The organism is Reichenbachiella sp. MSK19-1, from assembly GCF_003590315.1.
GTDB lineage: Bacteria > Bacteroidota > Bacteroidia > Cytophagales > Cyclobacteriaceae > Reichenbachiella > Reichenbachiella agariperforans.
The window spans coordinates 493,829-518,729 of the sequence record NZ_MIER01000015.1 but is presented as its reverse complement, the minus strand read 5'-3'; the positions used below and the strand labels follow the sequence as shown (position 1 = coordinate 518,729).

General features: G+C 45.2%; 12 protein-coding genes. 9 read left to right on the top strand and 3 right to left on the bottom strand.

From position 1 onward, the window contains the following. Positions 1 to 8: 8 nt before the first annotated feature. Entirely contained in the window at positions 9 to 209 is a 201-nt protein-coding gene (locus BGP76_RS10255) for a hypothetical protein (protein WP_073124582.1), read from the top strand. Between the two features lie 4 nt (positions 210 to 213). Here the strand turns inward: BGP76_RS10255 and BGP76_RS10250 are convergent, their stop codons facing one another. Next, on the bottom strand, positions 214 to 621 hold the full coding sequence (locus tag BGP76_RS10250; protein WP_158584225.1) for a gamma-glutamylcyclotransferase: 408 nt from the start codon (positions 619 to 621) through the stop codon (positions 214 to 216). A 110-nt stretch (positions 622 to 731) separates the two neighbouring features. Here BGP76_RS10250 and BGP76_RS10245 point away from each other — a divergent pair, with 110 nt between their 5' ends. From BGP76_RS10245 to BGP76_RS10235, 3 genes are all read left to right on the top strand, one after another. Then, entirely contained in the window at positions 732 to 1,283 is a 552-nt protein-coding gene (locus tag BGP76_RS10245; protein WP_119844592.1) for a hypothetical protein, read from the top strand. A gap of 114 nt (positions 1,284 to 1,397) precedes the next feature. Further along, a complete protein-coding gene (locus BGP76_RS10240; protein WP_073124577.1) occupies positions 1,398 to 2,939 on the top strand; it encodes an SDR family NAD(P)-dependent oxidoreductase in 1,542 nt (513 codons plus the stop codon). Then, on the top strand, positions 2,939 to 3,715 hold the full coding sequence (locus BGP76_RS10235; protein ID WP_119844591.1) for a tRNA pseudouridine(38-40) synthase TruA: 777 nt from the start codon (positions 2,939 to 2,941) through the stop codon (positions 3,713 to 3,715). The genes BGP76_RS10240 and BGP76_RS10235 overlap by 1 nt, the downstream gene beginning before the upstream one ends. A gap of 128 nt (positions 3,716 to 3,843) precedes the next feature. On the opposite strand, the gene BGP76_RS10230 is transcribed toward BGP76_RS10235, so the two are convergent. Both BGP76_RS10230 and BGP76_RS10225 read right to left on the bottom strand, forming a co-directional pair. Further along, positions 3,844 to 4,887 (bottom strand): Gfo/Idh/MocA family oxidoreductase, encoded by a 1,044-nt coding sequence (locus tag BGP76_RS10230; RefSeq protein ID WP_119844590.1) that lies wholly within the window; start codon positions 4,885 to 4,887, stop codon positions 3,844 to 3,846. Between the two features lie 125 nt (positions 4,888 to 5,012). Next, a complete protein-coding gene (locus BGP76_RS10225) occupies positions 5,013 to 9,587 on the bottom strand; it encodes a carbohydrate-binding protein (RefSeq protein WP_119844589.1) in 4,575 nt (1,524 codons plus the stop codon). A gap of 1,088 nt (positions 9,588 to 10,675) precedes the next feature. Here BGP76_RS10225 and BGP76_RS10220 point away from each other — a divergent pair. The 5 genes from BGP76_RS10220 (at position 10,676) to BGP76_RS10200 (ending at position 24,791) form a co-directional block, all read left to right on the top strand. Beyond that, positions 10,676 to 13,162 carry a glycoside hydrolase N-terminal domain-containing protein gene (locus tag BGP76_RS10220; RefSeq protein WP_119844588.1) on the top strand — a complete coding sequence of 829 codons (2,487 nt, stop codon included), beginning with the start codon at positions 10,676 to 10,678 and terminating at the stop codon, positions 13,160 to 13,162. Positions 13,163 to 13,240: 78 nt separating this feature from the next. Next, positions 13,241 to 17,272 (top strand): hybrid sensor histidine kinase/response regulator transcription factor, encoded by a 4,032-nt coding sequence (locus tag BGP76_RS10215; RefSeq protein WP_158584223.1) that lies wholly within the window; start codon positions 13,241 to 13,243, stop codon positions 17,270 to 17,272. An 879-nt stretch (positions 17,273 to 18,151) separates the two neighbouring features. Further along, positions 18,152 to 21,211: a TonB-dependent receptor gene (locus tag BGP76_RS10210; protein ID WP_221407525.1), complete on the top strand. Its 3,060-nt coding sequence runs from the start codon at positions 18,152 to 18,154 to the stop codon at positions 21,209 to 21,211. An 11-nt stretch (positions 21,212 to 21,222) separates the two neighbouring features. Beyond that, positions 21,223 to 22,818: a RagB/SusD family nutrient uptake outer membrane protein gene (locus BGP76_RS10205; protein WP_119844586.1), complete on the top strand. Its 1,596-nt coding sequence runs from the start codon at positions 21,223 to 21,225 to the stop codon at positions 22,816 to 22,818. Positions 22,819 to 22,844: 26 nt separating this feature from the next. Beyond that, positions 22,845 to 24,791 carry a hypothetical protein gene (locus BGP76_RS10200; protein ID WP_099599077.1) on the top strand — a complete coding sequence of 649 codons (1,947 nt, stop codon included), beginning with the start codon at positions 22,845 to 22,847 and terminating at the stop codon, positions 24,789 to 24,791. Positions 24,792 to 24,901: the final 110 nt, after the last annotated feature.

Genomic DNA, 24,901 nt, shown 5'->3' with positions numbered 1-24,901 from the left:
ACGAGTATATGAGCATAGCACTGAGTAACCTACGTACCCACAAATCTTACGTCTTGACTAATTATGGAGAGAAATTTGAGTTCTCGGTACAGGAGATTATGCCGTATGATGAATTTTTGCTCAAGGATGTCAATACCCTCGAAACTTACTACATGTCAGAGCTTATAGGTAGAGGGAAAGGGAAGGATTTTAGTATCTGGGAGCGGTAGGTTTTTAACCTGAGAATCTGCCACTAACGATCCACTCCTCTTCTAATACGGGTCGTAGATAGATATATGCCCAACAGTCTATCAATCCATGTGTTGTATAGATTGGAATTGAAACCCGTTCATAGTCGTTTTCTTGTGTAGGAGGGTGAGTTATCCCCTCATATTCATCCAGAGATCGTAGCACGTGAGCAATTTGGTTGGTTAGTTCATAGACTTGCCCATACACTTTATGTGATTGATCTATGGAGCGCTTAAGTCCTGGGTAAAAGTCTATTTTATAAATTTTTCCTTGAGCATAGCCTTCTGACACAAAACGTGAATTGCTTCGGAGTAGTGTGGCATAGGGGTTGTCATAAGTTTGCATCAATGTGCCGTAGACGAATAGGTAACAGGGGGAGCTAGGCTGAGTCATAGCGGTAAGCATTATAGTCTAGTATCAAAATTAATCAGGATTTTCGGATTTGATTAATTTGATTATTTTAGCTGTTTAGGAGTAGAAAAACCAATCAAAAAATAGAAACAATGGAGGTACGAGGATCGGTCTTGATTAGTATAGACGAATTCATGAAAAGTGAACATGTGAGTCAATACGATGCATGGAAAAAAAACCTTTCAAAGAATACGCTGCAACTACTGGATAAAGTAGGTCCGCAAAAGTGGTGTCCAGTGGAGGATGGGGTGATAGATCCAACGGTGCAGCTGTGCAAACTGTGTTATGATGATCCTAAAAAAGGAGCGTGGGAATCTGGACGATATAGCGCTAAAGTCTCACTTTCGGGTGTGTATAAAATATTTGTACTGGTGAGTACGCCTGCTTTTATGCTTAAGCGATCGAGTCGCGTGATGACGACTTTTTATAATCCCACTAACATTGAAGTGAAGAATACCACGGACAAATCTATGCTGTTGCACTTGACCGAACTGCCTGTCAACAACGAACTGCTTGAATACCGCATAGGTGGATGGATGGAAAAGGCACTGGAGATCTGTGGTTGTAAAAATCTACAATTTAATATCACGAGCTCATTGTCCAAAGGAGACAAATTCACGGCCTACGATATCAGTTGGGATTGATCGCAATTGCTCTTGTTGAAAATATAGACTTGAGAGGGAAGTTAGTTTTGTAGATACATTACATTTTATTTATCCCTGAACTCCCACTAGTTTTGCGCTCGGAAAAATAAAACTATGGCTGAGTCAGACAAGGAAATAGATAAGGAAGAGCTGGAGCGTTCGATCAAGATGCTCGAGACATTGAGTGAGCGAGGAGAGCTACTGGATGCCTTGCCAGAGGCGTTGCGCGTAGATTTGCTCAAAGCTGCAGGCAAACTGTCCCGCCCTGATCGCAACGAATATCGTCTGAGAAAGAAACAAGCCAAGAAAGAAAAGCGCAAGCAGGTCGTAACCAACGACCGAAAAGCCAGGGCTCTATCAGGCATTCGCTCTGCACGGGAGACGCCAGTGTTTGAGGCGCCCAAACAACTGCTCTTGCAGAATATCCCTGCGACAGATGATCGGGTCTTGTCCTCTCCGCGCAATTGCTACGTCTGCAAGAAGGAATATACCAAGCTCCACCATTTCTATGATGCGATGTGTGAGGAGTGTGGGGATCTCAACTACATGAAGCGCTTCCAACGTGCCGATATGACAGGGCAGGTGGTGCTGATCACGGGATCACGTCTGAAAATCGGTTACCATATCTGTTTGATGATGTTGCGTTCTGGCGCTACGGTGATCGCGACGACTCGCTTTCCTGTGGATTCGGCCAACCGATTTGCTAGGGAAGAGGACTACCACGACTGGAAGGAGAGGCTGCATATCCACGGGCTGGACTTGCGTCATATTCCTAGTGTAGAATTGTTCGCGAGCTACGTCGAGCAGAATTTTGACCGATTGGATGTCATCATCAACAATGCCGCGCAGACGGTACGACGACCGCCAGGGTTCTATAGCCATATGATGGAGAAGGAATTGCTGCCCTACGAACAACAGTCTAAAGAAGCCCAAGTGCTACTCAAAGATCATCATGCCTGCGTGCGGGATTTGACGGATTATGGCAAGGCGTTGGAAAACAACGATGGTGCCATGCCAGTGACTTGGCATGGACAGGAGCCCGGTGTAGGGATCCGTGCCTCAGCAAAGTTGTCACAGATACCGTACCGTTTTGACAATTCGCTCGAAGCAGCAGAGATATTCCCAGAAGGGGAACTGGATGCTGACCTCCAACAGGTCGATCTTCGCAAGACCAATAGCTGGCGCTTGCGACTAGGAGAGGTACAGACCGCCGAGATGCTCGAAGTACAGCTCGTCAATTCGGTAGCGCCTTTCGTACTGATCAATAACCTCATTGGCCTGATGCGCAAAGACTACACTGGACAAAAGCACATCATCAATGTCTCGGCGATGGAGGGTAAGTTTCATCGATTCAAGAAAGAAGATAGACACCCGCATACCAACATGGCCAAGGCAGCACTCAACATGATGACACATACGTCGGCGAGTGATTTTGCGAAAGATGGTATCTATATGAATGCTGTGGATACGGGTTGGGTGACCGATGAGGATCCTGTCGAGCTGGCGAAGAAGAAAGAAGAACTGCATGACTTTCAACCACCGCTAGATATCGTCGATGGTGCAGCACGTGTGGTGGATCCCTTGCTCGACGGTATCAACTCTGGCAAGCACTGGTGTGGCAAGTTTCTCAAGGATTATTTTCCGATTGACTGGTGATGCAGGGCCAACGCTATTACTACTTGATCGAACTCCAATATCTGGGGTTTCGCTACCATGGCTTCCAAAAGCAACCCAACGTCAAAACGGTGCAGTTGGTGCTAGAGAGGACGCTCAACTATGTCCTTGGACACAAAGATCACAAAGTCCTACCCTCTGGACGTACCGACGCGATGGTGTCTGCCAACCAGGCCTATATAGAGCTGTTCGTCAAGGAACAACTCGACGAGCAAGTATTTCTCAAAGACTTCAATCATAATCTGCCGTCTGATGTACGCGCGATGAGTATCGAACAGGTCGATGCGAAGTTCAATGTGATCCTCAATCCGAAAATCAAGGAGTACCTGTACTTGTTTTCCTTTGGAGAAAAGAACCACCCTTTTGCCGCGCCTTATATCTGTCACATCAATGATCACCTAGATATTGAGCAGATGAAAAAGGGGGCACAGTTGTTTCAGGGACGTCACAACTTCCAAAACTATGTCTACAAACCCTCTGAGATGACCGTGCTAGAGCGAGAGGTGGTGCAGTGCGAATTAGTCAACAACGACATCTATACCGCGAGTTTCTTTCCAAAGCAGAGCTATATGCTGCGTGTATGTGGGCCTGGGTTTATGCGTCATCAGGTGCGGCTGATGGCGGGCGCACTGATCAATCTGGGACGAGGTGTCCATACAATGGAGGAGTTGGAATTATCATTGACACAAAAAAGAGAAGAACCCTTTACATTCATTGCACCAGCTTCTGGTCTGATATTGAATTCAATCAAGTTCTAATCGAAGGGCGAAAGCCTGTCTGTTCGGTAGACAGGCTCCTGAATTGCGTGATTCAGGTTAAAGACTTGTTATTTCATGTCCGTCCAAAAGAGAATGCCTGCGATAGGTTTTGTGACAGAACGAAGTAATCACAAGTTGACCCTGATTCCTTTTTCATTGCTTTGGATGGCAGCTTCTATAATACGCAAGACGTCTAGTGCCTGCTCAGGTTTTACGATCAAAGGCTCTGTGCCATGGATGGCTGCTGCGATATTGTCATAATATGCGCTGTAGTTGCCAGGCAGTGACTCGATTCTGCCAGAGAAGTGAAGGTCATTGATGTCTGTATTGAGTTTGCCCCACTGCTTTTTGGGTTCGATTCCCCACGCTGGATCATTTGGTGATTTACCAGCTTTGAGATCATCTTCCTGTACGTCCATCCCCCATTTGAGGAATGATCCGAGTGTTCCATGGAGCGTATATCTAGGGCCTTCCTCACGCACGAGGTAGCTGGCTTTGAGTGTAACGGAGAGTCCGTCGTATTTCAGGTTGAGCGTGTAGTAGTCGTCTGCTTTGCCATTGCTGCGTTGGATGCCAATTTCCGCAAAGACACTTTGGGGTGTCCCGAACAAATCATAAGCCTGATCTGCCATGTGTGCACCGAGGTTGTAGAGGATTTCAGCTCCTGTGAGGGATTCTTCCTTCCACGTGTCAGATTTGAGGAAATTTCGGTAGCGGTCAAAGTGTGATTCGAAGCTGACGAGTCGTCCGAGCATTTCGTTTTGTACTACTTTTTTTACCGTGAGGTAGTCACTATCCCATCGCCTGTTTTGGAATACGCTAAGGATGCGTTTTTTCACTTTGGAAAGTGAAATAAGTTCTTCTGCTTCATGACTGTGTATGGTGAAAGGCTTTTCTACCACGACGTGTTTGCCAGCCAATAGGGCTTGTTTGCAAAAGTCAAAGTGTGTGGTGTCAGGCGTATTGACGATCACGAGTTCGATTGCAGGATCAGCGAGTAGTGCTTCGTAGCTTGTGACAATGTTGATGTCGGGATAGATGTCTTTGGAGCCTTTAGGGCTTCTTTCTACTATGGTGTGTAGATCAAAAGATGTGTTGGCTTGTAGGAGTGGGGCGTGAAATATGAGACCTGACATGCCAAAAGAAGCGATACCTGTTTTGATTTTTTCCATGGGCGTAAAGGTATAAAAAAGCTGTCTCAGTCAAATATCTCACTACAGGTGTAAGATGTCTTGCCGAGACAGCTTGAGTTTTGTGGAGCTCAAAAATCAGTTAAGGCTTTTTGAACTCATCTAATTTAGTTTTTCACTATCATTTTTGCGTACGTGCTGCGGCTAGTTTGTACTTGCATTACATAGCTACCTTGTGCTAGGTGGCTGATATTTAGTACGGAACTAGCGGACTGAGCTGCCATGTTGATTACTTCCATGCCCATTAGGTTGACGATACGGATTCTTTCGTCTCCACGAAAGTCTGGAATGTTGACCGTGATTTGGTGCGAAGCAGGGTTAGGGTAGACTTGTAGGTCGAACTCCTCCCCGAGATCAGTTGACAATGCTCTGGCACTGCTGTTGCATGAAACCGCTGTAGGGTTGACTCCAGTGATTTCTACATAGTCGATATTAACCAGTCCATTAGATCCGGTGGCTTCTAACCTAAGTGCTCCCACACCCGCGTTGACAGTCGTGCTCACTGATATAGTCTGCCAGGTAGTCCAACTACCTGTCGATGTGAAATTAATGTTGCTCACCACTGTAGAACCATTCACGGATAGTTGTGCAGGACGATCAGAGGTACTAGCATATCTGAAGACAAAGGTATAGGTGCTGGTTGATCCAAAGTCTACGTTCCAGTCTATGCCCTTGCCTGTAACATTGTCTGTATTGGCAAAGCCGGCACCTGTAAACCCTCCATTGTTGGAGTCTACGCTGCCTTGCACCTCACAAAAACCAGTACCACCTTCTTGTATCGTGATGGTTGTATTGGTTCCGATTTGAGAGAAGTTGGCTGTGATATGTTTGTCTCCATCCATCACTACAGTCGCTGTAGTGCCTGTATAGCCACCACTCCAGTTGTCAAATTGCCACCCGCTAGCAGGAGTGGCAGTCATAGAGACTGATGTACCCGCAGTGAATGTGCCGTTGGCTGGACTCACTGATCCTTGTCCATTGATGGCAGTAGTCAAAGTGTAAACGGGGTCTTCTGTGATACTTCCCAGCTCTATAGCGCCGATATCTAAAGTCCCATTGCCTGATACTCCAGGAGCAGAACAACCCGCATCTACCAATGAACTAGATGATTTCAAATTTAAAAAGCCATTGCCTGTAGGGTTTGCATATGATCCTGGAGATAATGTCTCGAAATCACTACTAGAGACTGATATTGTCCAGTTGGTATCTGTGTCGTCAAATGCATTGCAGCCTGTAGGTGCATCTCCGACGATTCGATCCGTATGGTTTCCGTCTAATGAGATACAGTTTCGGAAAGTGTGCGATGCATTGTCTCTCGTATGATAGTTGTAGTCTCCATTGTCATAAGATGTCAAATTGTAAAACTTGATATTTCCTATGTTTCCGTTATCGGTGAAGCCATGCTTGCCATTGCTATAGGCGATACATCTTCTTAGTTCGTGGTTGACTTGATGCGCTGACGAACCTAGCTTGAAACCGTTTTTATCTCCACCTCCGGAGGTATTTCCATCTGTCAGGGTACCGTTGTTGTGAGCGATACAGTCTTCGAACAAAATCACCCCGATAGGGCCAGTTTCTGATTTGGTATATAAATCCCAACCATCATCGATGTTGTGATGAGAGACACATCTACGGAAGATATTGCCAGTTCCTGAGGTTAATTTAGCTGCAAACCCGTCTGCATCTTCGCTATCACTGTCCGCATTGTCAAAGGCTTCACAATCAACGATCAGATTATTAGAAGGCCATTCGCTGATTTGATCAGCATTGGTATTGTATCTGCTGAGTTGCAGACCTGTGTCATGATTTTTTCTAAAGACACAATGCTCTATGGTGTTGTTGTTGCCAGATAGTAACATGCCATTGTCTCCTGCTTTTTCTATCGTCACACCTTTCCAGTGCCAGTAGTCACCATCTTGGACAATGCCTCGGTTAGAGGATACTTCTATGTCATCGAAGCTTAGTACAGGTACTTCGTTTTGATAGGCAAAGACATGAATGTTGTTGCCAGCAGTACCGTTTTTCTGAATCACAATGGATGAAGCGGTCATCACGTGCGTTCCTCCTCTGAGATAGATATATCCCCCTGCCGATACAGATGCGATGGCTTTTTGGAGGGTTTTGAATGGACTGGAGATAGTTCCTGTGTTGGAGTCATTTCCGTTGGTCGCTACATAGTAACCGTCACCAGTCTCTTCACTCTCTTCTGTAAAGGTTGCCGTGATGTTTTTGTCACTATTGACAGTGACTGATAGCGGGTTGCTATTGCCTGATCCATCACCACTCCATCCGCTGAAGTAGTAGCCATTACTTGCTGATGCAGTCAAGGAAATGTTCGTTCCGTCTGCGAAAGTGCCATCGCCAGAAACTGTACCTTGTCCAACTACTGACGTGCTGACTGTGTATGTGATATTAGAGGTGATAGGCGTAAAAGTAGCCGTGATCGACTTGTCAGCATTCATTGTGACGGTAGCTGTAGTGCCTGTATAGCCACCACTCCAACTATCAAACTCCCACCCACTATCTGGTGTAGCAGTTAGTGCTACGGTACTTCCTGCTTCGAAATTTCCATTGGCTGGACTGACTGATCCTTGGCCATTGATGGTAGTGGTCAAGCTGTAGTATGTCGTGCCACCACCTGCATAGACTAGGCTCATGTAGTAAAGGTTGGCTGTATTGTCTTTGGTGAGGGTGTGGCTGCCACTAGCGAGTGTTACAGTTAAGACACCAGAAGATACACTTTGGCTCGTACCGTCTATCTTGAAATCTCCATTGAAAGTGTCGTTGAATACGAGTGTCAAGGTAGCTTCTTCTGTAGTCGTAAATGATATAGAAGTGCTAGACTCTATTTTTAAACACTGCGTCAGTGTCAATCCTCCATAGTTTACAGTTCCTTTAGAATCCGAAAGATTGCCCGAGATGCTATAAAATGAACTACTCGTGCCAGAAGTGGTGAAGTTATGGTCATAGTCTCCTGGATCAACGGGGTCAGTTGGTTCTTCTGGATCAGTTGGATCTTCAGGGTCTTCTGGATCCTCTGGGTCGATGATAGGTCCACCATTTTCCCCTTGAATTCCTTGAAGGTTAGTGTTGTAGCCTGATAGTGCTGATTTGAGCGCTGTATTCACCGCATAAGACGTGTCATCTACTGAGTTGTCAAAAGTAAAGTTAAAGTCTCCACCATTCATACGTCCTGCATATTGCATAACGGTAGTTTTGGCTGCCTCAGGTGTTTGGGCAGTATAGGTGTACATGATAGAAGTCGTGTTGAAGTTGTTGTGGGTGTTGCCACCTTCTGATGACTGTACCGAACTTGGCATGTCATCTGTGATATTATTCACGACATACGCATCAAAATCAACGGTCGAGTTTGGATAGTTGGGATCTCCGTAAGGAACAAAGCGTTTGTGTCCTACCATATAATTGTTAGCTGCTTTGATACTACCGCCATCCTCACTGGAGAAAGTAGCCATGTCTCCTGCGTCATTTTGACCAGCATCCTCATCAAAGATGTCAGAGCCTTGCATAGAGGTTAGGATTGGATACTTACAGTTCCTAAAATAGTTGCCTTCTACGACGACCGAAGAACCTTTGGTTGACCCAACCCCATATTTGGAGTTTCCGTCATAGTAGTTGTTGTAGACATGTACGCTGTGATTTCTAATTCGTGGGTGGCGGCTGTCAGAGTGGTCATACCAGTTGTGATGGTAGGAGAGGTATTCAGGGTCTTCTGTGCCGTTACCTAATAGGTTTGATTTTCCAGTGTCCCAAAAGTGGTTGTAAGAAAAGGTTACATATCCAGATCTCTTACTGTCTAGTGCACCGTCACCTTTGGCCTGATCTGAGTCTCCGCCAGCGTCACCATAGAAGAAGTCTACGTGATGCACCCAAACGTAGAAGTTGTTTTGCTGTAGACCAATATTGTCACCTTCACCGCTATTGCAGTTCATGGTGCCAATGTTTCGAAGCTCGATGTTATTGGCATTTTTGAGTCGAATACCCCAGCCATCTGCTGTAGCATCGTCACCTATTCCTTCTAGGGTTATGTAACCAGCATCGTTGTTTTTGTTTTCAATAACGATGTCTCCGTTGAGCATGTAGTCAAAGTCGGTAATTTGCCCTACCATTCGTATGATCAATGGTCTGTTGTCTTTGCCTTTCTTGAAACCTTCTAGGATGGTTTGTAACCCTACACAAGGGTTGCTAGTGGCACCTTCGACATCCAAGGAAATGGTGTTTTTGGTCTCCTCGGTGATGTACAAAATCACAGCACCGCTTTTGGGAGTCCCGTCAGCCTTGTAGGCTCCTGGTACTCTGCCGTTGTGAAATGCAAAACCCGTTCGGTCGTGCGCTAGTACTGAGAACGAACTGGATACTGCTCCTGACCCTTCTGATCCCGAAACAACAGGTGTTACTTTGATTGTGTAAGATCCCGCTTTGAGACCAGGAATGTCAGCACGCATATAACTACCATAGCTACGAATCAGCTGGTCGTCGATCTTTTGGTTGGTCACACCTCCACCGCTGTAGTAGACGTTGTAGCTTTCTGCACTGGATACAGGTAGCCACTTGACAGTAGCTGTTTCTAGCCATCCTTCAGCGCTCTGCAGCGTGATGGATTGGGCATAAGTGATGTAGGACAATAGCAGTGCTATTATCATTACAGGTAATCCTTTTTTCATAATAGTATTTAGTTTAATAGTAATAAATGAGGACAGTCAATCCTCTTGTCTTTCATAGTCTTTGAGAGGTATCGGTATGGACATAGTGATCCTGCCATCGTACCTGTCATGGTGATGTATTTCCAGTTGAACCTTATTGATTTTAGAAGCTAATGAAGGCTCTTTTGGTATTGATGCGTAGCATCGGTGTTTTGTTTTTTATCGCTTTAGCTAGCGCGGATGTAGGTGTTGAGTTCGCCTATTGCGCTTGATAGAGGATGTCCTCGGGGTTAATACATGTGGGTTCATATAAGATATATGTTTGGTTTCTTCTACTAATAGTTGTTAGCATGACAGTTAGCGGTTTGTAGGGTTCCTTTTGAACCTTCTTCCGTTAATTATTGAAACCGAATGCACTTCTACTTCTCTTTGCTACCTCACTAGGCACACAGTGTTATTGTTAGAAGTGAGTTGAAAAATTATCTTAACGATTGGTCATGTTTAGGTAGGTGTCTATGCACCACCTGTCCTATAAGAAATTAGTCTCTTCACTTGTCATGCTATGAAAACCAAGGTAGAATTTCCTACCAAATTAGACATATCAATAATCGCCATTTACTATGCAATTATTGATAATCAGTAGGTTATATGAGTGTTTGAGCCTGTTTTTGATTTTGTCCTGTTTTATATTCTTAAAATTATATCTAAAAAACAGATGTCTTACGTAATGGGAGAGAGAGCGAGAAGCAGTAGAATTTTATATTGACTAAATAATTTTTATCTGAATAATGCTTTCTCTCGGAGAAGAAAAAGGCCGGCAATTTATATTGTCGGCCCCAATAGTAATTAGTCAACTTAATCAATCATTTCTTTAATATGATGAGCGATCATTGACAGAGATCTGCTTAGTTCTCGAGTATGCAGTTTTAGAAAAGTATATCTGTTGTTTTGAAACTGCCATTAAATCTAATAAATCCTGTGATAAAAACATTTATTACCTAAGCAGTATTCATTTATTATCCATCAAAAATTGAGACATCTTGTAAATTGCGAATTGAATATGCATGTTTGGTTGCATTGGAATATGGTAAAGGACTTGATTAGTTAGAATGAAAATTACGAATTTATTGCTGTTGGCGGTGTTAGCTATTTTTTGTGCTTTTTCGTGTGAGGAGGATACAAAACTGACCGACAAACTCTCACACGTACTACATTATTCCAAGCCTGCGGACAAATGGACAGATGCGTTGCCTATAGGTAACGGTAGTTTTGGCGCCATGATCTATGGAAGCCCATGGAGTGATACGATCAAACTGAACCACGACACCTTTTGGCGTGGTGGCCCCTCAGATTGGAACAATCCCGAAGCGAAGCAATATTTCCCTCAAGTCAAACAAGCCCTCAAGCAAGGAGAGCATGACCTTGCGGATAGTCTAATACGCTACATGCAGGGCAAAGAAACTGAGCCTTACCAGCCTTTAGCTGATTTGGTGATTCACTATGCTAAAGACAAGGTCACAGGCTATCAACGATCCTTAGATATTCAGAATGCGCTGTATAGCCAAGCCTATATGAAGGACGGGAGTTTGATGACCAGTAGAGCGATTGCTAGTTTTCCGCATGATGTCATCGCGTATGAGTTGAAAAGCGAAAAGGAGGGGGGTATATCCTTTGAGGCTGTATTGTCTAGCATAGTATTGAATAGGGTATTTGTGGAGGATGAAATCCTAAAAATTCGCTGCAAGGCTTGGAATGATAGCTCATGGGATAGAGAAGGGATGGAAGCCGAGGTATGGCTGAAAGTGATACATAAAGGCGGTGTATTGAGTTTTACAGATCATTCGGTACAGCTGGAAGGTGCGGATGAAGCCTTGCTGCTTCTTAGTTGTGGTACGAGTTTCAATGGTCGTTTTAAGTCGCCGGGATATGATGGAGTCGATCCAGCGCAGTTGGCCAAGGAGGACATGGATGGTGCGTCGGTTTTCAGTTTTGATGAATTGAATGCTGTACATGTCGCGGACTATCGTCGCATCTATGACCGTGTTCAGCTAGATATTGCCCAGTCGGACTCGCTCAGTGTTCAGGACACTGATGAGCGTATAGATGCTTTTGCACAGTCGCAAGACCAAACCATGGTCGAGCTTTTGTTTAATTATGGTAGGTACTTGCTGTTGTCTTCTTCTCGTGAAGGTGGGCAGCCAGCGCATCTACAGGGGATTTGGTCAAAGTATATCTATCCACCTTGGCGTTCCAATTATACCATTAATATCAATACGGAGATGAATTACTGGCCAGCGGAGGTCACTAATATGACTGAGACCACAGCGCCATTGCTGTCATTTATTCATGATCTTGCAAAAAATGGAGAGAAGACCGCCGAACAAAACTATGGTCTAGATGGCTGGGTGGCGCATCACAACTCTGACCTGTGGGCACACACAGGGCCAGTAGCAGGTGATCCGATGTGGGCCAATTGGACGATGGGAGGTGCTTGGCTCATGTCTCATGTATTTGAGCATTATTACTATACAGGAGACAAGGCTTTTTTGAAATCTTACCTGCAAGAGATCAAAGGGGTAGCACAGTTTGTGATGGGGATGCTCGAACGAAACGGTGGGGGCTATCTAGAGCCTGCGATGGGTACTTCGCCAGAAAATCAATTTTACAGCACAACTGGCAAAGAAGTCAGCTTGACCAATGGCACTGCTATGGATATTACACTGACTCGTGAAATACTCGTGCGGTGTAGAGAAAGTCTAAAACTATTAGATCCTACGAATTCATTCATTAAGAAATTGGACAATACGATTGCGCAGTTGCGTCCGCTGAAGATAGGAAGCGATGGTACACTATTAGAATGGGACAAACCCTATCAGGAGAAAGATCCACATCACAGGCATGTATCGCACCTCTATGGTCTACACCCAGGCAATCAAATTAATCGCTGGGATACACCAGAGCTTTTTGAGGCATGTAAGCAATCTCTGATCAAGCGTGGAGATGAAGCGACGGGTTGGTCGATGGGATGGAAAATCAACCTATGGGCTAGACTGCTGGACGGAGATCATGCGCTCAAAATAATGAACAATCTCATCAAAACGGCTGATGTCGCAGGGGAGAAATGGGACAGGCCAGGCCTGTATGGCAACCTGTTCGATGCGCACCCACCGTTTCAGATAGATGGCAATTTTGGTTTTACGGCTGGGGTAGCCGAGATGCTGATGCAGTCGCACACAGGTGCTATTCATGTATTGCCTGCCTTGCCTGCTGCTTGGCCACAGGGCAGTGTCAGCGGACTAAAAGCCCGTGGAGGGTTTGAAGTGGGTTTGGTTTGGTCTGAAGGAAAGATCGAATCAGGAAAGATAAAGGCAAATCTAACAGGAGATTGTCAACTGCGCAGCGAATGGCCTTTGACCATGGAGGGAGCGAAGCGTGTCAAGACAGCCAATGACAACCCTTTGATGGTGACCATCAATCCCGCCAAACCTATTTTTATAGATGATTCTGATCTCAACGTAGTAGATGAAAAGAACTACTATGTGTACGAATGGCAGGCCGAAGCAGGAGAGGTCTATGCTTTTAGTGCCTCCGAATAATGATGAGTAACCTATATTGCGTATTCTTCAAAAGATGGATATTTTGACCCAGTCTAATAGATGAAGTACGCAGAGCAGATGATGAGAATTATAACTTTCTTGGTAATATGGTTAGTTTCTATGACTGCTGTAGCACAGTGGGAACAGGAACTTTCGTTCGAGCAGGTTAGTACGGAGCAAGGGTTGTCTTATAGTCAGGTCAACTGTGTGCTAGAAGACCGTTATGGTTTTATGTGGATTGGGACTGTATCTGGACTCAATCGCTATGATGGCTATCGCTTTGAAAATTTTTATCACAATCAGGAAGATCCTTATTCCCTCCCTAGCAATGCCATCATCTGGCTAGCCAATGGGCCTGATAGTACGGTATGGATCAGCTGTGGGGAAGGGTTGGCTATATATGATCCTGTCACTGACCATTTTGTCGATACCAGACCATGGTTGGATCGACTGGGTGTGGAAAGTGTGGATATATCTAAAGTTCACCATACACTAGGTCAAATTTGGTTTCTGCTTAACGGCAGGAGTTTGGTTCGCTATACTGAGGCTGATGATCAACTGGTGGAGCTGTCTGCATCGCCCTCTAGCTTGATCGAGTTGACGTCAGACAGTATCTCCGACATTAACTCTGACCAGAATGGTAATCTCTGGGTGATGTACAGTAGCGGCCGCATCGATGTGATAGATACTGAGATAGATAAAGTGACTCGAAAATTTGATTTGAGTAAACATACGCTCAGTAATGATTTCTCTCATTTTTTTATAGATAGAGATGATGATTTGTGGATTTATTCTGCAGGAGGAGCATTGGGGCTTTTGTATTTCAATACCACCGATGGGAAGCTAATAGAACTGAACGAGAAGATTCTTAGTAGCAATATCGTGCGCCAGGTTGTTCAAGATGAAAAGGGGTATATATGGATAGGGACGGATCATGGAGGAATCACTCTGGTCAATAAGTCCGACTGGACAACCAAGCGGTATAAGTATCAGGCTAACAATCCTGCAAGTTTAGGAAATAACAGTATCACGACGCTATATAGGAGTAGTCAAGGGATAATCTGGATAGGGAAAAGCCGAAAAGGGCTAAGTTACTTTAACGAAAATGCTGGAAAGTTTATACACTTTAAATACCCAAGCGATGACCTAGCCTACAATGATATACTGAGTCTAGCAGAAGATCAATCTGGTGATATTTGGTTAGGAACCAATGGTCAGGGGTTGATGGTTTTTGATCCCGAAACCAAAAAAATAGAACCCGCCAATGTCCTACGTTCGGATCAGTCGGCTAAACTGCCAGATGTGATAGTGAGTCTATACTATGGTAGTGATGAGTCGCTGTGGATTGGGACTTTTACCAAAGGACTGTACCGATACAAAAATGGGCGTTTGACTAACTATCGAGTTCAGAGCGGCAATGGGATATCCGATGATAATGTATGGAGTATATATGAGGGGTCTACTGGAGAATTGTGGCTAGGGACTTTGCTCAGTGGTATGGATCGTATGGATCCTACTACAGAAGAGTTCAAGAACTATAACATAGCGTCTGGGCTACCTGTCAACTACATAACCAGCATCACGGAAGACAAACAAAATCGTTTATGGATAGCTTCTGGACTGGGATTGAGTGTGTTGGATAAAGAAAACGAAGTATTCAAGAACTATGCATTATCCGATACAGTAGCTCACGCTATCAGTAGCAACTCCGTCGTATGCCTGCTCTATGATAGCCGCGGCGAGATATGGGTGGGTACACTAAATGGGCTGAATAGATACCTCCCTGAGGAGGATGGTTTTGAAGTCTACACGACAGAAGATGGTTTAGCTTCTGATATTATCATGTCGATTGTCGAAGATGACGAAGGAGGGCTCTGGGTAGGGACAGATCATGGTATTTCTAAAATTGAGCGAAGTAGCGATGGCATTGATGTGCAAAGCTATAGCGAGTCAGATGGGCTGCAAGGAAACTACTACAACGAAAGGGCAGCGATCAAGACGCAGGAGGGAATGTTGGCTTTTGGAGGACAAAATGGACTTAATGTTTTCGATCCCAAAAAGATCATCATCAATGACCGAGCACCTTTATTGGTTTTTACTGGATTTTCTCTCAATAGTCAGTTGATCAAACCAACGCGTTTAGTAGAGGGAGATACACTTTTGTCCAAGAACTTGAATGAATTGGATCAAATCGATTTGAACTACGACCAAAACTCATTTGGTTTTGAGTTTGCAGCGCTAACATTTGACCAAGCGGGGGGTAATAACTATGAATATAAACTTGAGGGATTTGATGAAGAGTGGATGAGGGTGTCTGCGGATATTCGACGGGCTAACTATACCAATATCAATCCAGGAATCTATACTTTCAAAGTACGAGCATCCAATAGTCACAACGTATGGAGTGAGGACGATCTCGGTATGAAAGTGGTGATTCATCCACCGTTTTGGCGGACAGGATGGGCGTATGGAGTTTATATTTTGGTCTTGGTTGTCCTGCTGTATTTTACACGACGTGTGATTGTGGAGCGAGAGAGAGAAAAGGCTAAACTAGAGAACGAACGTCTCGATGCGCAGCGTTTGCATGAACTCGATCTGATGAAACTCAAGTTTTTTACGAACATCAGTCACGAATTTCGTACACCCATATCGCTGGTATTGACTCCTATCGAACGGATGATCAAGAACCCTACCAACATACGGGAGGCGGATTTTCATGTGATCCAGCGCAATGCCAAGCGTCTCTTGACGCTGGTCAATCAGTTGTTGGACTTTAGGAAAATGGAGGCCAATCAGCACACCTTACATTATTCCTCTGGGGATTTGGTCAAGTTTGTGCAGGATGTCATCGATTCGTTTTCGGACCTATCCAAAGAAAACGAAATTCACTTGAGTTTTGAAAGTGATCTATCACAGTTCTATTGCTCTTTCGACAAGGACAAGATGGACAAGATTCTGTTCAACCTCTTGTCCAATGCCTTCAAATTCACGCTAGAGGGGGGCAAGATAGTCGTGGCATTGGAGCAAAATGACAAAGGACATATCCTGGTGTCTGTGGCGGATACGGGGATTGGGATTCCGCTAGACAAGCAGGAAGCGGTGTTTGAGCGCTTCATCCAGAGTGAAATCAAGCCCAATATGATCAACAGTGGCACAGGGATAGGTCTATCGATCACCAAGGAATTCGTGGAGTTGCATGGAGGGACGATCAGTGTCGAGAGCGAAAAGGATCACGGGAGTACTTTCTTCGTGGAGTTTCCATTCAAGCAATTGGATCAGGCACGGATAGAATCAGAGGAGGAAGAGAATCAACCAAGAGAAAAAACGAAGCATGTAGAAGAGGAGTTTGAGGACAAGAAGAAACCACATGTTTTTTTGGTAGAGGACAATGCCGACTTTAGATTTTACATCAAAGACAACTTGAAGCAGCACTTCAATGTTTCTGAGTCGTTCAACGGCAAAGAGGCCTGGAAGTCCATCGTGACCCAGCACCCAGATATGGTCATCTCGGATGTGATGATGCCTGTGATGAATGGTCTTGACCTGTGCAAGAAGATCAAGAATGACCCACGTACTGCCAATATTCCGGTTATTCTCCTGACGGCCCAAACATCAGAAGAGCATAAGATCCAAGGTTTGGAAGCCGGTGCGATAGAATGTATCTCTAAGCCAGTCAATTTTGAGATATTGGTGAGTACGATTAGTAGTGCACTCAAATTTCAGAAGCGGGTCAATGAATCGAGTCAAAGGCTCACGGCCGAGCCGGACAAAATCGAAGTGGTGTCGCGCGATGAAAAACTGGTCAAGGATGCGCTAGAACTTGTAGAGAAAAACATGTCCAATTCTGAGTTTGGCGTGGAAGAACTAAGCCACGAACTGGGTTTCAGTCGAGGATACTTGTATCAGAAGATGCTCAAGATCACAGGTGAGACTCCTATGGATTTTATCCGAAACATCCGTATCAAGCGGGCCGCCGAACTCCTGAGCAAAAGCCAAATGACGGTATCTGAGGTTGCCTATGCCGTAGGGTACAACAACCCGAAGCTATTTAGCCGATACTTCAAGTCTGTCTATAAGAAGTACCCTTCGCAGTACACTGCCGAGGATTAACATATAGTCGCATGAGAAAGCTAGCGCTGTGATAATGTGACTACTGCGGCAAAGAGATGTCTTGCAAAGCATTCTAGGTATTGGATGGATTTTGATAAGTGCACTAAGACAAAATGTCACCTTTTTCTGAGTTTGTTCGATCGATCGGTCGAGGACCAGTTGTGTGAGGCTGGGATTGCATTGAGTCATGCTAGGGTTTTGTCGAAAACGCCGTTTGTGGCGAATGGAGTGGGTTTTTGAAGGCTCTTTTCAAACACGTGTGTTCAGCGCTTGAAACACCTGTGTTTGGCGCGTCAAACACAGGTGTTTGGATGGTCAATCACCTGTGTTTCAAGAGCCGTTCACCTGATGTCTTTTTACTCCCCACTTTTGGTGTTCAATTTTGACTCGTAGAACAAAAAAACACGAGACTTTTTGCTCTCCCAACTGTTGCAAAACTGTCATATTGTCCGAAGTAGTACTCTACTGGTTTCTGATCTTGTTTTCCGTCAAATCCCCCTTTAAGAGGGATATAGTGCGATGAATTATCCATTCACTCACTCTTCATCTGACTATATCTCTGTACCTGAGGAGACTATAGGGGTAGTATTTGTTTACCTCTTAGTGAACATTCGTTACCCTATCGGTGAAATAAATCGATGCAAACTGCGCTATAACAGGCTTTTATAAGGGGGATGACATTTTTGACCCTAGACGGATGCAAAGCATATCCTATCTCGAAATGATGATCCACTAATATTGAAAAACCAATTTATGAAAGTGAATCGGTCAACATGATTTTCAATAAATAAAAGAAAGACTATGCTAAAAAATTACAAGCTTAAAGCAATTTGTTTGTGCCTTTTTGCGGTGATGTTTTTGGGTTCGAGCGCTAGCTTGATGGCTCAGAGTCAAATCGTGAAAGGGGTAGTTAGTTCCGGATCGGATGGAGAGCCATTACCGGGAGTGACAGTGCTTCTCAAAGGCACTTCTACAGGTACCGTGACTGACCTGGATGGTAACTATAGTGTCAATGTGGGCGGAACGACAGATCCAGTGTTGGTATATTCCTTTATCGGTTTTGTCAAGAAAGAGACGGTTGTAGGGGGGCGTTCGGTATTGGATGTTTCATTAGACGAGGATGTGACGGCTCTAGACGAGGTAGTAGTTGTCGGATATGGTGTCCAGCAAAAGAAACTGGTCACTGGAGCGACTGGACAAGTCAAAGGAGATAAACTAACCAACCTGAGTAGTACCGATGCATTGAATGCCATGCAAGGTCAAGTGGCAGGGGTCAATATCGCTGCGACATCTGGACAGCCAGGAGAATCCATGAAAGTAACCATCCGTGGGGTGGGTACGATTGGCAATTCTGGCCCGCTCTACATCGTAGATGGGATACAAACGGGAGACATCTCTTACCTCAACAACTCTGACATAGCCAGTATCGATGTGTTGAAGGATGCTGCATCTGCCGCGATCTATGGTTCGCAAGCAGCCAATGGGGTAGTACTGATTACCACCAAAACGGGTAAGGCTGGAAAAGCACAGTGGACTTTCGATAGCTACTATGGCATCCAAGAGCCAGCCAATCAAATCCGCATGCTCAACAGCCAAGAATATGCAACCATCATGAACGAGGCAGCCATCAACTCTGGCAAGGTGCCTTATTTTAGTTCTGATTCGATTGCCAACATGGGCAGCGGTACCGACTGGATCGATGAGATGATCTATAACAATGCCATCACGCAAAACTATGCCTTGGGTGTATCGGGAGGAAATGAGACCTCTACGTATTCTATGTCTGGTGCGTACACAGGACAAGAGGGGATCATCGGCGGACCGGACGTGTCTAGTTATGAGCGGTTCTCTTTTAGAGTCAATAGTGATCACAAGTTCTTCAAGGATATTGTGACGGTGGGACAGCACTTGACTTTCTCATACATGAAAAAGAACGGTATCTCGGTGGGCAACCAGTACAACAACTCCATGAGAGCAGCCTACAATACGAGCCCATTCTTGCCGATGTATGATGACAATGGCGATTACCTCAACAACTCGACGAGTTCGATGTATCAGGGACAAGCGTGGGACCCATGGTTTCCTGGAGAGAGCAACCCGTACGCATCGATGATGCTCAATAACCAAAATGACAACAACAACCAAAAGATGCTCGGAGACTTTTATGTCGAGATTGAGCCTATCGAGGGGTTGAAATTGAGAAGTAGATTTGGATACGACTACTACGCTTCTGAAGATAGGTCATATAGTCCAGAGTACGAACTATCTATCTATGCGCAGCGAACGTATGACGCAGCTTCTCAGAGTATGAGCAAAGGATTGGCCTTGACATGGGACAATACCCTTTCTTATGATTTTGAAGTAGGTGAACATGCCGTAACCGTCATGGGAGGTACCTATGCATGGATCAACAACGGGACTTGGATGAATGTGTCCAACTCTGGGCTGACGATTTCGGATTTGGATCATGCCTATATAGACAACACGACGAATACCGATTTGACGAGATTGTCGTATGGCGGTGCGCCAAACGATGAAGACAAACTACAGTCTTATTTTGGTAGGTTATCCTATGCATACAAGGACAAGTATCTTTTGAACGCCACGTTCAGAGCGGATGGTTCTTCCAAGTTTGCCAAAGACAACCGATGGGGGTATTTCCCTTCTGTGTCGGCAGGCTGGGTACTGTCAGAGGAGAGTTTTTGGACTCCAGTGGAAAACATGGTGAGCTTCATGAAATTGAGAGCGAGCTGGGGACAGGTAGGTAACCAGAATATCGATGCTTTCCAGTTCTTGGCTCCTGTGGATATCGGGCAAGCCAACTACTACTTTGGATCAGCTGATTTTGATGCAGCGGGCAACAGCGTAGGGGCTTATCCATCTAGACTATCCAATACCAATTTGAAATGGGAAGTGTCAGAGCAAATGGATTTTGGGTTTGATGCTTATTTATTGGACACTAGACTGGAAGTCAACTTGGACTGGTACAAGAAGACGACCAAGGATTGGTTGCTCGTCAAACCAGTATATGCGACAGCAGGTGCTGACGCACCTTTCTTCAACGGTGGTAATGTGACCAACCAAGGTCTCGAATTGGCTTTGACATGGAGTGATCAGATCGGAGAGGTCAATTATTTTATCTCTGCCAATGGAGCTAAAAACAAGAACGAAGTGTCTGAGGTCCCTACCGATGACGGGATCGTACATGGTTTGACCAATATGCTCTATGACAATGCAACAGAATTTTACAGAAGAGCAGAGAGTGGATACCCTATAGGATACTTCTGGGGCTATGAAACGGATGGTGTTTTCCAAAACGAAGGTGATGTGACTGCTCATACCAACAGTGAAGGTCAAATCATCCAGCCCAATGCAAAGCCAGGCGATTTGATCTACAAAGACCTCAACGATGACGGCAAAATTGATGACGCTGACAAAGACATGGTGGGCGATCCAAATCCGGATTTTACCTATAGCTTGTCTTTGGGTTTTGATTACAAAGGCTTTGACTTCTCTGTATTGGCGTATGGAGTAGCAGGCAATCAAATCGTACAATCTTACCGCAACCATGCGAATGGCTACTCCAACTATACCAAAGCGATCTTGGATAGATGGCATGGAGAAGGGACGTCTAATTCGACTCCACGTGTGACCGAGTCCAATGTCAACTACCAGTTCTCAGATGTTTTCGTCCAAAATGGGGATTTCCTTCGACTCAACAACATCACTTTAGGTTATGACTTTGCAAAACTCATCGACAACCCTGCCATAGGCAAACTGAGATTGTACGCCTCAGTATTGAATGCCTACACTTTCACAGCTTATGACGGCATGGATCCAGAAGTTGGGTATGGATTGGAAAACGGTTCGTCCGGTGTGGATTTAGGGTATTACCCAAGACCGAGAACATACTTGTTGGGCTTGAACTTTAACTTTTAATCTGAAAGAACATGAAGAAACTATATATATATATCATGGCCCTCGGGATCGCAGCGACAGCTTCTAGTTGTTCGGATAGCTTTCTCGATACAGAGCCGATTACGACGATTACGGACGCCAATTTTTATAAAACTGTCGAAGATGCCGATTTGGCTTTGGTGGGATGCTACGATGGCGTGCAGCAGATCTATGCCAATGGCGTGGCGTTTCCGGTAGCCTCAGAGGTGATGTCGGACAACTGCTTCGGAGCGACTGGCAACAACGACGCTCTCGGGTATCAAGTGATGGATGAGTTGGATCTAAGCAGATCTCCAGGAGAGGTCAACTTGCTAGATGCGACATGGGCAGCCTACTACAAGGCTATCTACAGAGTCAATGTCCTTTTGCAGAAAATGGATCAAATCGACTGGACAGGTCAAGAGGACTACAGAAATGTAGTGGAGGCGCAAGCCAGATTCTTGAGAGCCTACTCATACTTTGATATGGTGAGACTATGGGAGCGCGTACCGTTGGTGACAGAGCCGACAGACGAAAACGTGCCACAGTCAGAGCCTGATGCAATCTATGCGCAGATCACAGAAGACTTGCTCTACGCAGCAGAGTTTGGTAGTGAGACCGTAGAGGCAGGTAGAATCAACAAGTGGGTAGCCAAGGCTTACCTCGCACGTGTCTACATGTTTTATACAGGGTACTATGGTGCTGCTGACCTAGTAGGTCAAGCGACCAAAGCAGAAGTGCTGCAGGGATTAGAGGATGTCATCAGCGAAGGAGCTTATGAGCTCGTGGCGGATTACAAGAATCTATGGCCAGCTGCTTCGTCTACGATCAATACCGCGGGCGATGGCTTGGAGACAACCTACGCAGGCAAGGACAATTCGGAGACCATATTTGCTATCAAGTACAACATCACTTCTGACTATGACGGCAATGTAGACGGCAACCAGTGGCTCGTGATGCTCGGTTTGAGAAGCCAGTCTTTTAGCCCTTATGGCAAAGGATGGGGAGCTTGTACGGTGTTGCCAAGTTTGTACAGTGCCTATGAAGCAGGGGATACTCGTAGAGAAGCTTCGATCATTGGGATCAACGAAGAAGCGTTGGATTTTGATAATTCAGATCAGCGTGAGTACACCGGCTATACCAACAAGAAGTACACGCCACTCGCCAACCCTGATGGGCAGGATGTGTCTGAGGCCAATGGATCGACCAATTTCCAGATAGGTCAGTACCAAGATTTTGTGGTGATGAGATATGCAGATGTCCTATTGATGGCAGCAGAACTTGGTTCTGGGAGTGCACAGAGCTATTTCGACCAAGTGAGAACTCGATCAGGTTTGGCAAGTAGGCCTGCAACAGTGACCAATATTTTGGAAGAGAGAAGGCTAGAGTTTGCTTTTGAAGGGATTCGGTATTGGGATTTGCTCAGACAAGGTGTCGATGCAGCGGCTAGTAAGCTTGCTTTCAGCGGAACGGTAGAAAACGGAGGAGTAGCTACTCCCAAAACGATAGCAGCTACCAACGTGCAGACCACTAGAGGTCTACTCATGATTCCACAAAATCAGATTACCAGATCAGCAGGTGTCTTGACACAAAATGAGGGTTGGAAATAATTGGAAGTACTAAACACATGAAGATTATGAAAAAAATTATAAATCAATATTTATTCGTCCTCTTGGCTGTTGGTGCGCTGTTGAGTTCTTGCCTCCAAGAAGACTATGTACTGGATGAGATCATGCCAGTAGAGGATCTACAGTTTTCGATCACTCAGAATCCTGAGGATCCGAACATGGTGATCCTGACCAGTGAGACACCTAATGTGACGCCCCTATGGACGACTCCTTCTGGACGGTCTACACGCGTGCAGGACACAGTGAAGATCGCTTTTGCAGGAGTTTATAAGTTCGTCTATGGTGTACAAAGTGGTGGCGGATATGTCGCTGCAGATACGGTAGAGTTAGAATTGACTACCAATAACTTCGACTATATCAAAGACCCGCTTTGGGTGACTTTGTCTGGTGGTGTGGGCAATTCCAAGACCTGGTATTTGGATTTGGATGCCGAAGGAGTTTCCAAAGGATTCTTGGGGCCACTCTATTTCTACGGTACAGAAAACGGCTGGCTCTTGGAGAACGATGGCTGCTACGGAGCAGACTGTTGGAACTGGAACCCAGATTATCCGGGCAACTCTTGGTTGATGACAGCTGCTGATTTTGGGAGCATGACATTTGATTTGATCAATGGACCAAATTTGACGGTAGACCACAAAACTCTGGGGCGACAAGAAGCGGGAACATACTTGCTCAATACGGAAAACAAGACGATGAGTACTTCAGACGCATTCATCTTGCATGATTCGGGTCGTGATGGACAGGTAGTCAATTGGGGAGACATTACGGTTTTTTCTTTGACAGAAGACAAGATGCAGCTGGGTGTCTTGAGAGATGAAGCCTTGTCTGGTGAAGGGCCAGCAATGTTGGTGTACAATTTCGTGACCAAGGACTATTATGACAACTGGGTGCCAGAAGATCAACCAGATCCAGAGCCAACTTTGCCTGACGGTTGGGCAGATGATGTATCTGCCATTGTAAAAACAGAGATGAAATGGGTACTGTCTGCAGAGACACCTTTCAATTGGGCTGGATTAGATGGTGTCATGCTCAACTCGTGGAATTCTCCGTCGGATTATCCTGATTGGGCTGGTTTTGACGGATCACAGGCAGCAGGTTATGCTGACTTTTCATTGACCATGAACTCCAGCGACAACTCGATAGTCTACGTCGCACCAGATGGGTCAGAATCTACAGGGACATATACCTTGGACGAAAAGGGCATCTACACCTTCGATGGTGTGGCACCATCTTTTGATATTGTGTCTGGTGGGGTCAAGTTTGAAACTACGGCCGACAATCAATTGCGTATCATGTCTTTGGTCAAAGAAGACGATCAATTGGTTGCCATGTGGGTGGGAGCTTTGAACCCAGACAAACCAGAGTACCAGACCTATTTGCTTGAGTTGCAACTCGAAGAAGTTGATAGAGCGACTCAAATAAAGGATATTTTGACAGCACAATCATGGAAAATTGATTCAGACAGGACCTATGATGTGGCTACTTCTTGGGGAGCTGAGCAGGGGCCTATCATGTTTTCTGATTTTGCGACATGGGCTTGGAATCCACTTCCAAGCGAGCACTACTCGGCAGGTGAAGCATCGGTAGATTATGGTTCGATGACTTTCAATACTGACGGGACTGTGTCTGTGGTTCAAAGGAAGCGGGTCTATACGTTTGAGGATCCGGATGATGGGACCACGGTGCGAGGGGGCTTGCCCGAAGACGGTGATGTCTTGTCGTCTGATACCGAGGAGACCCTGTCAGGTACCTGGGTCTTGAATGCGGATGACAACAAGCTGACGTTGAGTATTCCGATGCTTCATCCATGGACTTGTGATTACGCAGTAGCTGATTGGGGTGCGACCAGTATCTATCGTGTCCAAAATGGTGTATTGATGCTACAAGTAATCCGTGACGCAGCGCTATCGGGCGAAAGTGCCGACACGATGACCTATGTTTTCGTACCCGAATAAATCAAAAACGAATACCCTATGGAAACCGTGACATTTGTCATGGTTTCCATTCTTAATTATTTCTCATTTTACAAGTCGAAAGATGGATTGTATGCTGATTATTGACAAAA

Bases quoted from the DNA above. Each gene is read 5' to 3' on its own strand.
- BGP76_RS10255 (WP_073124582.1), top strand. From the start codon at position 9: ATGAGCATAGCACTGAGTAACCTACGTACCCACAAATCTTACGTCTTG.
- BGP76_RS10250 (WP_158584225.1), bottom strand. From the start codon at position 621: ATGACTCAGCCTAGCTCCCCCTGTTACCTATTCGTCTACGGCACATTG.
- BGP76_RS10245 (WP_119844592.1), top strand. From the start codon at position 732: ATGGAGGTACGAGGATCGGTCTTGATTAGTATAGACGAATTCATGAAA.
- BGP76_RS10240 (WP_073124577.1), top strand. From the start codon at position 1,398: ATGGCTGAGTCAGACAAGGAAATAGATAAGGAAGAGCTGGAGCGTTCG.
- BGP76_RS10235 (WP_119844591.1), top strand. From the start codon at position 2,939: ATGCAGGGCCAACGCTATTACTACTTGATCGAACTCCAATATCTGGGG.
- BGP76_RS10230 (WP_119844590.1), bottom strand. From the start codon at position 4,887: ATGGAAAAAATCAAAACAGGTATCGCTTCTTTTGGCATGTCAGGTCTC.
- BGP76_RS10225 (WP_119844589.1), bottom strand. From the start codon at position 9,587: ATGAAAAAAGGATTACCTGTAATGATAATAGCACTGCTATTGTCCTAC.
- BGP76_RS10220 (WP_119844588.1), top strand. From the start codon at position 10,676: ATGAAAATTACGAATTTATTGCTGTTGGCGGTGTTAGCTATTTTTTGT.
- BGP76_RS10215 (WP_158584223.1), top strand. From the start codon at position 13,241: ATGATGAGAATTATAACTTTCTTGGTAATATGGTTAGTTTCTATGACT.
- BGP76_RS10210 (WP_221407525.1), top strand. From the start codon at position 18,152: ATGGCTCAGAGTCAAATCGTGAAAGGGGTAGTTAGTTCCGGATCGGAT.
- BGP76_RS10205 (WP_119844586.1), top strand. From the start codon at position 21,223: ATGAAGAAACTATATATATATATCATGGCCCTCGGGATCGCAGCGACA.
- BGP76_RS10200 (WP_099599077.1), top strand. From the start codon at position 22,845: ATGAAAAAAATTATAAATCAATATTTATTCGTCCTCTTGGCTGTTGGT.